This is a genomic window from Enorma phocaeensis (assembly GCF_900186505.1).
GTDB lineage: Bacteria > Actinomycetota > Coriobacteriia > Coriobacteriales > Coriobacteriaceae > Enorma > Enorma phocaeensis.
In genome coordinates, this window is sequence record NZ_LT891968.1 from 171,869 (window position 1) to 184,877 (window position 13,009).

Below are 13,009 nucleotides of genomic sequence, written 5' to 3' on the forward strand. Positions count from 1 at the left end.
GGCTCGTCGGCAAGCGGCGCAGGCGGGAACGGGCGTGATACATCGAGGCAGGGGCAGCTCGCATCGACGTACGGGTAGCCCTCAGCAACCCAGCAAACGGTGCGCCCTACATGCGGTTGCGAAGCGCCTGGAGTTTGGAGAGCGTGTCCGCCGAAAGCCTGCTACCGAGCGTAAGCTTGATGTCCGGCGCGGCCTCCGCCTCCGCCACATCGACATCCACCTGGCGAATCTCCTCGACGAACATCCGCGCCGAGATACGCGTGACCCCCTTGCCCATGACCGTGGCTTGGATGGTGCCGTCGCTCGTCACCACCGAGCAGGCACGGCCGGCCTCGCGAGCCTCGGTGCACAGGCGCTGCACCACCGTATCGGCCGAAACGCCCGTGGGAGAGAACTCGATACGCACGCCCGCCTGGGGCAGGTTGGGCCGATCGGCCGAGACGTTGCCCGCGCCGTCGAACACGATCACCGGATCGTAGCGGCGCAGCGCGAAGGCCGCCACGTCGGCGATGAGCGCCGTGCGCGCGCGGTCGTAAACGTCGTTGGAATAGGGGTCGTCGGAACGGTCGAAGATGAGCTTCTCGTAGCGCGGGCTCGCGTGGATCACGTTGTAGCCATCGACCACCAGAAGCTCGCGCTCGCCCCGCGAGTTCGTACCACGTGCCGGATCGACCACGCTCTCGTTCACGAACGCCGAGGCGAACGCATTGCCCGCGCCATATGTCTGCGCGCTCACGATCGGCTTTGCCGAACCCTCGCCGAACCGCTTCGCCTTCGCCTTCTGCCGGCTCTTCTTGCCCATAGCTCCCTCTCACGCGCGCAACGCCAGGCACTTCTTGACGTCAGGCGCCTCTTGATCTGATCGACGTTTTGACAGCTCGCGTCAGCGCGAGTTCTGGCGCAGCCACTCGTAGCAAAGGGCCGTAGCCGCCTGCGCCACGTTCAGGCTCTCGGTCTTGCCATGTTGCGGCAGCTTCGTAAGGTCATCGCAGGTCTCGAGCACGAGTCGGCTCAGCCCGTCGCCCTCCGAGCCCATGACGAGCGCGATGCGACCGGAAAGCGGCGCATCCCAGCACACCCCCTCGGCATGCTCGCTCGCGCCGACCGTCCAGAACCCTGCGCCTTTGAGCTCCTCGAGCGCGCGGGCGATGTTGGGCACCCGGGCGATCGGCAGATGCATCACGGCGCCAGCGCTTGTCTTGTACGTCGCGACCGTAACCTCTGCTGCGCGCTTGCTGGCGATGACCACGCCCGCCGCGCCCACCACCTCGGCGGACCGCACGATCGCGCCGAAGTTGCCCGCGTCGGTCACGTGGTCGAGCACCACCACGAGGGCGGGACCCTCCCCAGCGTTCGCGATCACGTCGGCCAGCTCGGCATACGGGAAGGCGCCCACCTCGAGCGCGATGCCCTGATGCGCGCCGTGGCTCGACAGCCCGTCGAGCTCCGCACGCGGCACGCGAAGCACCGGGATGCCCGCAGCGTGCACGTCGGTCACGAGCTTGGAGAGCACCGCGTCTCGATCCTCGCCCTCCGCCACGAGCGCGCGCTTGACCGGAAATCCTGTGCGCAGCGCTTCTGCGGCGGCACGACGACCTTCGATGTACATGCCAGCAGGCCGGCCGCCAGCTGGGCGTCCGCCAGCCGCGTTCCCGGCTTTAGAGCGCGCTCCGGCGGAACGCGGGGCTCTACCCTGCCCGGCCGCGGCCTTCTTGCCATATTCAGCGCGCGGAGCACCGCCTCTCCGAGTGCCCGCAGACTGCTGCCGCCCCTCGCCTGAGCCGCCGCGTCCCCGGTGACCACCTTGCTGTCTGCTTCCCATAAGCTACCTTTCGCAGGTTCCTTCCGATACGAAAGTATACGAAACGCTCCGCGAACGGTGTAGGATGTCAGCGCTTGGTAAGGCATTCTCCACGGCAATACCGAGCGCAACCTCCCAGGGAATAGTAGTACGGAGTACGCGTCTCAGGGAGGTCCAATGAAATCCGCCGTCGTTTTCCGCTCCCAAACCGGGTCTGCCAAGACATATGCCAACTGGATGGCAGAAGAGGTAGGCTGCATACCCGAGCCGCTAGAGAACATCGAGTCTGCGGCTGCGGACGCCGAGCTCGTTGTTTTCGTGAGCTGGTTCCATGCGGCGAGCATCAAGGGTTCCAAGCGCTTCCAAGCCTTTATGGCAGAGCACCCCGAGAAGCGCTACGCCGTAGTCGCCGTGGGCGCAACGCCCATGCCGTGCGATCTTTGGCCTGCCAGCGAGCACGAGGAGGCGTTCCGCCGCTCCTTCCCCGCGGAGAGCTATCCCGACCTGCCATGGGTCTACTGCCGCGGGGGCTTTCACTTCGAGCGCCTCGGAGCGCTAGACAAGATCGCCATGCGCATCTACTTCAAGATGCTCGAAGGCGAGATCGCGCGCGGCAACAAGCGCGAGCAGATCGCCCTCGACGGCATGCGCGAAGGTTTCGACGACTGCAATCGCTCGTACCTGGAACCGCTGCTCGAACAGCTCGGATTGCGCAGGTAAGGACCCCAGCTAGCCAGCAGCCGATGCAGAGTGCGAATTTGCCGTGACCGTCCAAGAACACGAAGCCGCTCCCCCTTTCGGAGAAGCGGCCCGCATTGCTCATTGGCGGACTGGCACGGCTGCTACGCCCGCTTGATGCGGCTGCCAGCAGCGGTGTCCTCGATCACGAGGCCCATATCGCGCAGTTGGTCGCGAATGGCGTCGGCACGGGTCCAGTCCTTCGCAGCGCGCGCCTCGGCTCGAGCAGCAAGGATCTTCTCGGCAGCCTCGTCGACGTCGTCACCCGTGTAAGCGCACAGGCCTGCAGCGACCCCGAGCAGCCCAACAGGCAGCGGCTCCTCGATAACCGGCAGCTCCACGCCCAGCTGGGTAATGGCGCCGGCGATGACCGCACCGCACACGCGCGCCGCCTCGGGATCGACAGCGCCCGCCGCGCGATCAAGGTACGTGTTTGCCTCGGTCACGAGCTGGAAGTATGCGGCGACGGCGCCCGCGGTGTTGAAATCGTCGTCCATGCATGCCTCGTACTCGGCTGCCGCGCGCTCCATATCAGCCGTAAGACCGGCAGCAAGCTCGGCATCCGGCTCGCCCTCGGCGTGATTCGCCGCCCACTTGAGGTTGCGCACCGTACCGGCGATACGGGCGAGCGAGTTCTCCGCACCCTCGAGGCGCTCCCAGCTGAAATCGAGTGGCGAGCGATAGTGGGTCTGCAGCATGAGCAAACGCAGCGCCGCCGCGGAGTGCTTCTCGAGCACCTCCTCCAACGTGAAGAAGTTGCCGAGCGATTTGCTCATCTTCTCGCCGTCAACGAGCAGCATGCCCGTGTGCATCCAGGTGTTGGCGAAACCCTCATGCCAAGCGCACGTGGCCTGCGCGCACTCGTTCTCGTGGTGCGGGAAGGCCAAGTCGGAGCCGCCGCCATGGATGTCGATCGGCGTGCCCAGGTAGCGGTGGACCATGGCGGCGCACTCGGTGTGCCAGCCAGGGCGGCCCTCGCCCCATGGGCTCGGCCAGCTGGGCTCGCCGGGTTTAGCGGCCTTCCAGAGCGCAAAGTCCAGCGGGTCGCGCTTCTGCTCACCGGCCGCGATGCGCGCACCCACCATGAGGTCATCGATGTTGCGACCGGACACCTCGCCGTACGACGGGTCGCTGCGCACGGCAAAGTAGACGTCTCCGTTATCGGCGGCATAGGCGTGCCCCTGCTCGATCAAGCTCTTGATCATGCCGATCATAGGCCCGATCTCCTTCGTGGCGCGGGGACGCACGTCGGGGTCCAGCACGTTGGCGCGGCGCATCACGTCGATGAACTTCTTCGAGAACTCCTCGGCGACCTCAGCCGCAGTCCTCCCCTGCTCGTTGGCGCGGTTGATAATCTTGTCGTCCACGTCGGTGAGGTTCTGCGCGAACGTGACCTCGTAGCCGCTCGCGATGAGCCAGCGGCGGATCACGTCGAAGCTGATGAACGTGCGCGCGTTACCGATATGGATGTTGTCGTACACCGTGGGGCCGCACACGTACATGCGGACCTTACCTGCCTCGATGGGCTGGAACTCTTCCTTTTTGTGCGTGGCGCTGTTGTAGATCTTCACGAGTAGCTCCTTATAGGCTCATCCCGGTATGCTCGGCTCGAACCGCCCCGTCCGCATCCATACGGCAGCCCGCATGGCAATCGAAGGGGTGCGTCTGGCATTCGCTGTCCATGGTACCCCAGCGCCGCTCATCATACCGGATGGGTTCAAGCTTAGCTTCCAGGCCGCAGAATTAACGGGGATTCTCAGACGTGCGGCTTCGAGCGCCGCCGCGAAAAGGAGGAGCCCCCAACGAGAGCCCCAACCCACGCGACAGGCGCCAGCGCTGCTGGACTAGCGCTGCTCCAGCAGGCACACGGCCCAAGCGCCGATGCCCTCGCCTTTGCCCTCCCAGCCGAGCTTCTCGGTCGTGGTGGCCTTGACGCCCACGCTCTCAACAGGCACTCCCAGCGCACGGCTCAGGTTCTCCCGCATCCGATCCCGATAAGGGCTGATTTTGGGCTCTTGGCACGCGAGGGTGCAATCCGCGTCCACGAACTCGTAACCCTCGCGGCGCGCATAGGCCATGACCTCGGCAAGGAGCTTGAGCGAGTCGGCACCCTCGTAGGCGGGATCGGTGTCGGGAAAGAGCTTGCCTATGTCGCCGCCGCGCATCGCGCCCAAGATAGCATCGGCCAGCGCGTGCGCGAGCACGTCAGCGTCCGAATGCCCGAGCAGACCTTTGTTGTGCGGAATGTCAACGCCGCCGATGATGCAGCGGCGCCCCTCGACGAGGCGGTGGACATCGTAACCGTGACCGATGCGCAGCATATGAGCCCTTTCTCTCTGCTTTCGCCTCACATCATAACGTGAGCCGACACTAGAATGCGAACGCCATCCATGTAAAACCGGCAACTCCAAGCGAATCATCTCAATGTATTCCCCTACAAGGAGCGCATCCCGCTCGAGTTGAATCGAATGGAGATCTCGAAGAGCTCTAAAATAGAGCAGACCCTTGGGAATGGAGCCCGTATGCATCCACCGCAGAATCCAATGGCACCGCAGCCAGCTACCATGTCGCCTGTCGCGCACCCGTCCCGCGGCCAAAACGGCAAGCGGACGGCGGCGGTCATCTTGTATGCCGTCTCCGCCTTTTGCTTGACCGTCTCCTTAGCATGCTGGATTATCCTCTGCCACATGAACGGGCAGTACGCCGCAGATGGGCCGGGAACGGGTTGGTACATCATACTTACGATCCCGTTTTATATCATCTTCCTCGTATTATTCGTCTCGCTTCCGTTCTTCGCCCTTATCTTCGCAGCAGCTGGCATCGTTTTATATTTACTAATTCATCGCAACGAACTCCGCGCAGCGGAGGCCTGCACTCAATCTGGACCCATCTCCAGTGGGAAGCGTCTTTCAGCACGGCGAGGAAGCAGCGACTTCGACGTACCTAATGGACCGATTAGCCATTAGCGCACGCCGGTCCGATGGAAGTCGGCTGCATTACGCGCCTTTTGCTTGCCTTTTCGACCCCTATCACCGCCAGAAGAACCGTTATTCCAAGTTCGCGCGTCTTGGCGGTGGTCACAATCGGATTTCCAGAGTAGATCCCTCCTAGAAGACAAAGAATCAACAGGTAGGAGTGTTGCGGGCAAGCCCTTTACTCGCCGTCACTAGATAAAACCACCGCCAAGACGCACGAATGCTTTGCAGCCGGCAGTCCTGCCAGAATATGCGTGGTTTTCCCCTCGCGGAGGGCTCAAACCACGACGAGAGCGCCCGGCTGCCGCAGAAACCTCGTGAACCTCGCGGGGCGGGGCCTGCGCGCACGCGCCCTGTCGTATCATGGAGACGGTATGCAACCACCCTAGGGAAGGGCAGGATCCATGGTCTCGCGCATCTACGTGGAGAAGAAACCGGGCTTCGACGTTGAGGCCCAGCAGCTCAAGAGCGAGCTCACGAGCATTCTTGGTATCGAGGGCATCGAAAGTCTCCGCCTCATCAACCGCTACGATGTCGAGGGGATCGACGAAGAGCTCTTCCTCTCCTGCGTGCCAACGGTCTTCAGCGAGCCGCAAGTCGATGTCACCTACGAGGAGCTCCCGCACGTCGAGGGAGCTTCGATGTTCGCCGTCGAGTTCCTGCCCGGCCAGTTCGACCAGCGAGCCGACTCCGCAAGCGAGTGCATCCAGCTCATCTCCCAGGGCGAGCGTCCCACCGTGCGCTCCGCTAAGGTCTACCTCATCGCAGGCGCGCTGGACAACGCTTCCATCGATGCCATCAAGCATTATGTGGTGAACCCCGTCGAGGCGCGCCTCGCTTCGCTGGAGAAGCCCGCGGCCCTCGCAACCGAGATCCCCGACCCCGAACCCGTCGAGATTCTCGCAGGCTTCCGCGAGCTCGACGAGGCCGGCCTCTCCGCGTTCATCGCCGAGCGCGGCCTGGCCATGGACCTCGCGGACATCCGCTTCTGCCAGGAATACTTCACCGAGGAAGACCGCGACCCCTCCATCACCGAGATCCGCGTCATCGACACCTACTGGTCCGACCACTGCCGTCACACCACGTTCGGCACCGTGCTCGATGAGGTCTCCATCGACGACGCCGTGGTGCAGAAAGCCTTCGACCGCTACCTCGCCATGCGCCACGAGCTTGGCCGTGACGAGAAGCCTGTCTGCCTCATGGACATGGGCACCATCGGCGCCAAGTACCTCAAGAGCACGGGCCAGCTCACCGGCCTCGACGAGTCTGAGGAAATCAACGCCTGCACGGTGAAGGTCACGGTCGACGTCGACGGCAAGGATGAGGACTGGCTCTTCCTCTTCAAGAACGAGACCCACAACCACCCCACTGAGATCGAGCCCTTCGGCGGCGCGGCCACCTGCATCGGCGGCGCCATCCGCGACCCGCTCTCCGGCCGCAGCTACGTCTATCAGGCCATGCGCGTGACCGGCGCGGCCGACCCCACGGTGCCGGTCGCCGAGACGCTCGCCGGCAAGCTGCCGCAGCGCAAGCTCGTGACCACCGCGGCGGCGGGCTACTCGAGCTACGGCAACCAGATCGGCCTCGCCACGGGCCAGGTCTCCGAGCTCTACCACCCCGGCTACGTCGCCAAGCGCATGGAGGTCGGCGCCGTGGTGGGCGCCACCCCCGCGAGCCACGTGCGCCGCGAGGAGCCCGCACCCGGCGACAAGATCATCCTGCTCGGCGGCCGCACCGGCCGCGACGGCATCGGCGGCGCCACGGGCAGCTCCAAGGCGCACAACGTCGAGTCCATCGAGAAGGACGGGGCCGAGGTCCAGAAGGGCAACGCCCCCATGGAGCGCAAGCTCCAGCGCCTCTTCCGCCGCGAGGATGCCTGCCGCCTCATCAAGCGCTGCAACGACTTCGGCGCGGGCGGCGTGAGCGTTGCCGTGGGCGAGCTCGCCGACGGCCTCTACATCGACCTTGACCAGGTCACCAAAAAGTACGAGGGCCTCGACGGCACCGAGCTCGCCATCAGCGAATCACAGGAGCGCATGGCGGTTGCCGTGGCAGAAGACGACGTCGACGAGTTCATGGCATACGCCGAGGAGGAAAACCTCGAGGCAACCGTCATCGCCGAGGTCACGTACGAGAAGCGCGTACGCATGGCTTGGAACGGCGACGTGATCGTGGACCTTTCGCGCGAGTTCCTCGCCAGCAACGGCGCTCCAAAGCACCAGGTCGTGCACATCGGGCCGCGCTCCGTATGGCAACCGGCATGGGAGGGTGCCACGCTCGCCGAGCGCATGGAAGCTCTGGTGCGCGACCTCAACGTCTGCTCCAACAAGGGCCTCGCCGAGCGCTTCGACTCCACCATCGGAGCCGCCACGGTGCTCATGCCCTTCGGCGGCAAAACCCAGCTCACGCCTGCGCAGGCAATGGTCGCGAAGTTCCCGGTGGACGGCGAGACCACCACGGTCTCCGGCATGGCCTGGGGCTTCAACCCCTACCTCATGAGCGCCGACCAGTTCGCCGGCGCCTACCTCTCCGTGGTGGAGAGCGTGAGCCGCCTGGTTGCCACGGGCTTTGCGCATGAGCGCGCCTACCTCTCGTTCCAGGAGTACTTCGAGCGCCTGCGCGACGTGCCCGAGCGCTGGGGCAAGCCGGCGGCGGCCGTGCTCGGCGCGTTGATGGCGCAGGTCGACCTCGGCATCGGCGCCATCGGCGGCAAAGACTCCATGTCCGGCTCCTTCGAGGATTTGGACGTGCCGCCCACGCTCGTCTCGTTCGCTGTTGCCACGGGCAAGCTCGATCGCGTGGTCTCGCCTGAGTTCAAGGACGCAGGGCACCGTGTGGTGCGCATCGCGCCGGCAGCGTACGCCGAGGACTGGCGGCCGAACGCTGTCCAATTGCTCGAGGCGTTCTCCTTGGTAGAGCAGCTCGTCGCCGCGGGCGCGGCGGCAGCCGTCTCCACCCCCGGGTACGGCGGATGCGCTGAGGCGCTCTTCAAGATGAGCGTTGGTAACGGAATTGGCCTCGAGCTCGCCGACGACGTGGATACCGATACGCTCTTCGAGCCGATGTACGGCAGCTTTGTGGTCGAGCTTACCGAAGACGCCGACGCGGTGCTCGAAAGCGCTCCGGACACGCTCGTTATCGAGGCGATCGGCACCACGGTCGAGGGCTATGTGCTCGAGACCGCCGACGAGCAGATCGACCTCGCCGAGCTGCAAGAGGCCTGGGAGTCCAGCATCGAGGGGGTCTTCCCCTATCGCACGCCTGCCGGCGAAGCCGCCAGCCTTCCCGCGGTGGAGCCCGTCACCTATCGGTGCGCCGACACCGGCCGCGTCCGCGCGGTCTACGGTGGCGAGAAGTTCGCCCGCCCGCGCGTGATCATCCCCGTGTTCCCCGGCAACAACTGCGAGTACGACAGCGCCCGCGCCTTCGAGCGCGCCGGCGCCTTGGCAGAGACCTTCGTCATCAACAACCTCACGCCCGAGGCGGTGGCCGAGAGCACCCGCGAGCTCGCGCGCCGCATTCGCGAGAGCCAGATCGTCATGATCCCCGGCGGCTTTTCCGGCGGAGACGAGCCAGACGGCTCTGCCAAGTTCATCACCGCGTTCTTCCGCGCGCCCGAGGTCACCGAAGCCGTACGCGACCTGCTGCAGGCGCGCGATGGCCTGATGCTCGGCATCTGCAACGGCTTCCAGGCGCTCGTGAAGCTAGGCCTCGTGCCCTATGGAGACATCGTGCCCGCCACCGCCGATGCCCCCACGCTCACGTTCAACACCATCGGCCGCCATCAGAGCCGCCTGGTGGAGACGCGTGTGGCGAGCGACCTTTCGCCCTGGCTCTCCGCCTGCAAGCCGGGAGACGTCTACACCGTGGCCATCTCCCACGGCGAGGGCCGCTTCGTGGCGTCGGACGAGGTGCTCGGCCAGCTGCGCGACGGAGGCCAGATCGCCACGCAGTACGTGGACGCCGCCGGCATGCCCAGCATGGACCTCTCAGTGAACCCCAACGGCAGCGTTTGCGCCATTGAGGGCATCACCAGCCCGGATGGTCGCGTCTTCGGCAAGATGGGCCACGTGGAGCGCAGCGGCGAGGGCCTCTATCAAAACGTCCCCGGCAACAAGTACATGCCCATCTTCGAGGGGGGCGTCGCATACTTCGCGTAAGGCCCGGTATCAGCAGGCTCTTCTAGCGGAAGGCCCCTCGCGCCAGTTCTCGTCACCATGCTGCTGCGGAACCGCGCGAGGGGCCTTCTCCTTACGCGCCCTGCCTCTCGTGGGTGCCCGCTCTAGAAGGGGCGGACCTATGGGGCCGGCAGCAGAACCTTGCAGGGCCGGCTGGACCTTGCACGGTTGGCATCGCTCAGACCAGCCGGCGCGACCTAGTATCAGCCGTCTAACTCACTGCCAGGGAGCAGTACCGAGTCATAAGGAGGAACCCAAGTGGCAAGCGCCGCCTCTTCTATCGACCATTTGCGGGCACGAGCGGCCTTCGACGCCTACGTGGCGCCTTACGACACGGCGAACCCGCGCATCGCACTCAAGGTCGAGCACACCCTGCGCGTGGCTGAGCTTAGCGAGCGCATCGCGCGCGAAGCGGGCTTCACGCCCGCTGGGATAGACCTTGCCTGGCTGTGCGGGCTTCTCCATGATATTGGACGCTTCGAGCAGCTGCGCCGGTGGGACACGTTCAGCGATGCGGCCTCTACCAGCCATGCCGCACTTGGCGTTGAGGTGCTGTTCGGCACGCGCGGCAACGCGGGTGCGGGCGACCCCGGTGCGGGCACGGGCAACGCCGGTGCGGGCGCGAGCAACGCCGGCGCGCACACGAGCGACGGAGCGGATGCCGATGACCGTGACGATGCAGGCGCCAGCGCCAACGACGATGCCAGCACAGGCATCAGCGACTGCTCCAGCGCCGGCATCATCCATCGCTTCATCGATCCGAACGACGAACTCGAGTCCATCGTCTACGCGGCGGTCGCCTACCACAGCGATTTCCGTTTGCCCAACAACCTCGACGTGCGCACCCGCGCGATCTGCGACGTGGTGCGCGACGCCGACAAGATCGACATCCTGCGCGTGACCTGCAGCGACTCGGTGGAGACGGTACTCGGCGTTTCCGAGGATGAGCTCCTTGCAAGCACCGTCTCGCCAGCTGTGGAGGACGCGTTCTTCGAGCATCGCACCGTGCGGCGCGACGAGCGCGCCACCCCGGCGGATTTTCTCGTCTCGCTCGCCTGCTTCAGCTACGAGCTGGTCTATCCTGCAAGCCTAGGGATCGCGGAGGAGCAAGGCTTCATGTTCCTGCCCTTTGAGCAGCCCTTCGGGATCGGGAACACGTTCACCGATCCCGCGACCCGCATGCTAATGAGCCGCATGGACGGCCATCTCCGCGCCTGGGTGGAAGAGCAGGACCGGTAGCCGCAGGGTCGACAAACCCATCGCGGCCACCGGAGCGACTTGAGCCGCCGGAGCGACTTCGTGTACCAAACGGACGCAAGACGGCCGAACTGCCGTGGAACCGCCAACGCGCCGCAAGCAGCAAGCTCTTACTCGGAGGCGTCCACCCGCTGCGCCTCGAACGTCTCGGCAACCGCATCCTCCTCGCGGACGCCGTCGTTCGCACGCTCAAGCGCGCTCAGGTACTCGTTGTACATGTTCTCCGTCGCGAGCTTGTGAGGCGACTTCTTCGCGTAGGCGCGCACCTGCGCCGCGGATTTATTAACCGCCTGGATGGTCCCGGGCCCGGCGACGCACCCGCCCGGGCACGCCATGCCCTCGAGCAGGTAGCCGTTGTACTTGCCCTTCACGGCGTCCTTCATCATCTTGCGGCAGTTCTCGAGGCCCTGGGCGGACTCCACCTTGACCTCGAGATCGGGGTGGTCCTTGTGGATGGCGTCGACCACGGCTTGGGCCACGCCGCCCGCTACGGCGAAACCGCGACCGGAAGCGCTCGCCACATCGAAATCAGATGCACCGTCGCCCGCGAGCTTGGTGTATTCGATATCCTTAGCCTCCATCATGCCCGCCATCTCCTCGAAGGTGAGCACGAAGTCGACCTCGCTCTTAACACTGCGCCGCATGGCCTCGAGTTTCTTTGCCGCGCACGGCCCCACAAAGACGATCTTGGCGTTGGGATGCTGTTCGCGAATCAGGCGCGCCGTGAGCACCATGGGCGTGAGCGCCATCGAGATGCAGTCCGCATGCTCGGGGAATTCCTTCTTAGCCATGACCGACCACGCCGGGCAGCAGCTCGTGCCCATGAACGGGATCTTCTCGGGCACCTCGTCTAGGAAGTAGCCAGCTTCTTGCACCGTGCAAAGGTCGGCGCCGATGGCGACCTCCTCCATGCCCGCGAACCCGAGCGTCTTGAAGGCCTCGCGCAGCTTGTCAACGTTGCCGCGGCCGCCAAACTGACCCACGAACGAAGGCGCCACCGCGGCGATGACCTCTTCACCGGCACGGATCGCCTGGATGATCTGGAAGATCTGGCTCTTGTCGGCGATAGCGCCAAACGGGCAGTTCACGAGGCACTGACCGCAGGACACGCACTTGTCGTAATCAATGACGGCGCGGCCCTGCTCGTCGGAGCCAATCGCATTCATGCCGCATGCGGCCGCGCACGGGCGCTCGCGGTGGATGATCGCCGTGTACGGGCACACCTGCAAGCAGCGGCCGCACTTGATGCACTTCTCTTGGTCGATGTACGCCTTCTTATCCTTGAACGTGATGGCACCCTTAGGGCAGACCTCGCGGCAGGGATGCGCAAGGCACCCCTGGCAGAGGTTCGACACCACGTAGGACTCCTCGGCGCAGGCGTTGCAGGCGAAGTTGATGATGTTGATGAGCGGCGGCTCGTAGTAGGTCTCGGGCTTAGCTGCCTCCTCGGCACCCTCCGAGATCATCGGCGGGCGATCACCGCCCTGCAAGGGTAGGCCCATGGCGAGGCGAATGCGTTCACCAACCACGGCGCGCTCGAGGAACACGCTCTCGCGATACGTCGCGACGTCGCCAGAGATGATCTCATACGGCAGGTCGTCGAGCTCGTCGAGAATGCCATCGTCATCCTCGTAGGCAATGCGAGCGACCTCGCGAAATACGGTACGGCGAATCTTTGCGAGGTTGGTGTAGACCCCGCGCATAGCCTCTGCCATGTTTTCTCCCCTCGCTGGGACGGTCCGGGCATACAGCCGGCGCGCTGCATGCCCGGACCCACCTCGAATTTGCACTTAAAGTATAAAGGGCGTTTGGCGCTCAGCGGACGATACAACGACCGGAATTTCGCTCATGGGCTGTTCTGCTGCTGTTCTCCGTACCAATGGCAGGCTGGGTCTGCGCAATTGATGGGTGCCGCGTTCGAGAATCATCGGCTGGAACCCCGGGAAGACGGCATTGCCAAACTCGTGGCAGATACCTTTTTCCGGAAGTGAGTGACTATATTGGAATCGTGGAAGTAGATCGACATTTTCATTTATAAAGACGCAGGTCATGGCTTCGAG

At 64.7% G+C, this 13,009-nt stretch carries 8 protein-coding genes; 3 read left to right on the forward strand and 5 right to left on the reverse strand.

The genetic code is table 11. The annotated features are described in order from the left end of the window. Nucleotides 1-106: 106 nt before the first annotated feature. A complete protein-coding gene (locus tag C1717_RS01195; protein WP_102371432.1) occupies nt 107-802 on the reverse strand; it encodes an NYN domain-containing protein in 696 nt (231 codons plus the stop codon). Between the two features lie 81 nt (nt 803-883). Next, nucleotides 884-1,822 carry a 23S rRNA (guanosine(2251)-2'-O)-methyltransferase RlmB gene (gene rlmB / locus C1717_RS01200; protein ID WP_102371433.1) on the reverse strand — a complete coding sequence of 313 codons (939 nt, stop codon included), beginning with the start codon at nt 1,820-1,822 and terminating at the stop codon, nt 884-886. 156 nt (nt 1,823-1,978) lie between these two features. Here rlmB and C1717_RS01205 point away from each other — a divergent pair, with 156 nt between their 5' ends. Then, the gene (locus C1717_RS01205; protein WP_102371434.1) at nt 1,979-2,521 is read left to right on the forward strand and encodes a flavodoxin domain-containing protein; all 543 of its coding nucleotides are present in this window, start codon (nt 1,979-1,981) and stop codon (nt 2,519-2,521) included. Nucleotides 2,522-2,643: 122 nt separating this feature from the next. Here C1717_RS01205 and cysS read toward each other — a convergent pair whose 3' ends face one another. Together cysS and ispF are read right to left on the reverse strand one after the other, a co-directional pair. Further along, complete coding sequence (gene cysS, locus C1717_RS01210; protein ID WP_102371435.1) at nt 2,644-4,110, reverse strand: cysteine--tRNA ligase; 1,467 nt, start codon at nt 4,108-4,110, stop codon at nt 2,644-2,646. 273 nt (nt 4,111-4,383) lie between these two features. After that, nucleotides 4,384-4,860: a 2-C-methyl-D-erythritol 2,4-cyclodiphosphate synthase gene (gene ispF, locus C1717_RS01215; RefSeq protein WP_102371436.1), complete on the reverse strand. Its 477-nt coding sequence runs from the start codon at nt 4,858-4,860 to the stop codon at nt 4,384-4,386. 1,058 nt (nt 4,861-5,918) lie between these two features. Here ispF and C1717_RS01225 point away from each other — a divergent pair. Together C1717_RS01225 and C1717_RS10775 are read left to right on the forward strand one after the other, a co-directional pair. Next, on the forward strand, nt 5,919-9,674 hold the full coding sequence (locus C1717_RS01225; RefSeq protein WP_102371438.1) for a phosphoribosylformylglycinamidine synthase: 3,756 nt from the start codon (nt 5,919-5,921) through the stop codon (nt 9,672-9,674). A gap of 276 nt (nt 9,675-9,950) precedes the next feature. Further along, nucleotides 9,951-10,931: an HD domain-containing protein gene (locus C1717_RS10775; RefSeq protein ID WP_245859341.1), complete on the forward strand. Its 981-nt coding sequence runs from the start codon at nt 9,951-9,953 to the stop codon at nt 10,929-10,931. A 128-nt stretch (nt 10,932-11,059) separates the two neighbouring features. Here the strand turns inward: C1717_RS10775 and C1717_RS01235 are convergent, their stop codons facing one another. Further along, nucleotides 11,060-12,664 (reverse strand): 4Fe-4S dicluster domain-containing protein, encoded by a 1,605-nt coding sequence (locus C1717_RS01235; RefSeq protein WP_102371439.1) that lies wholly within the window; start codon nt 12,662-12,664, stop codon nt 11,060-11,062. Nucleotides 12,665-13,009 lie beyond the last annotated feature (345 nt).

What these genes read in the sequence shown, in the direction of transcription:
- C1717_RS01195 (WP_102371432.1), bottom strand. Translation starts at nt 802, where the DNA reads ATGGGCAAGAAGAGCCGGCAGAAGGCGAAGGCGAAGCGGTTCGGCGAG.
- rlmB (WP_102371433.1), bottom strand. Translation starts at nt 1,822, where the DNA reads ATGGGAAGCAGACAGCAAGGTGGTCACCGGGGACGCGGCGGCTCAGGC.
- C1717_RS01205 (WP_102371434.1), top strand. Translation starts at nt 1,979, where the DNA reads ATGAAATCCGCCGTCGTTTTCCGCTCCCAAACCGGGTCTGCCAAGACA.
- ispF (WP_102371436.1), bottom strand. Translation starts at nt 4,860, where the DNA reads ATGCTGCGCATCGGTCACGGTTACGATGTCCACCGCCTCGTCGAGGGG.
- C1717_RS01225 (WP_102371438.1), top strand. Translation starts at nt 5,919, where the DNA reads ATGGTCTCGCGCATCTACGTGGAGAAGAAACCGGGCTTCGACGTTGAG.
- C1717_RS01235 (WP_102371439.1), bottom strand. Translation starts at nt 12,664, where the DNA reads ATGGCAGAGGCTATGCGCGGGGTCTACACCAACCTCGCAAAGATTCGC.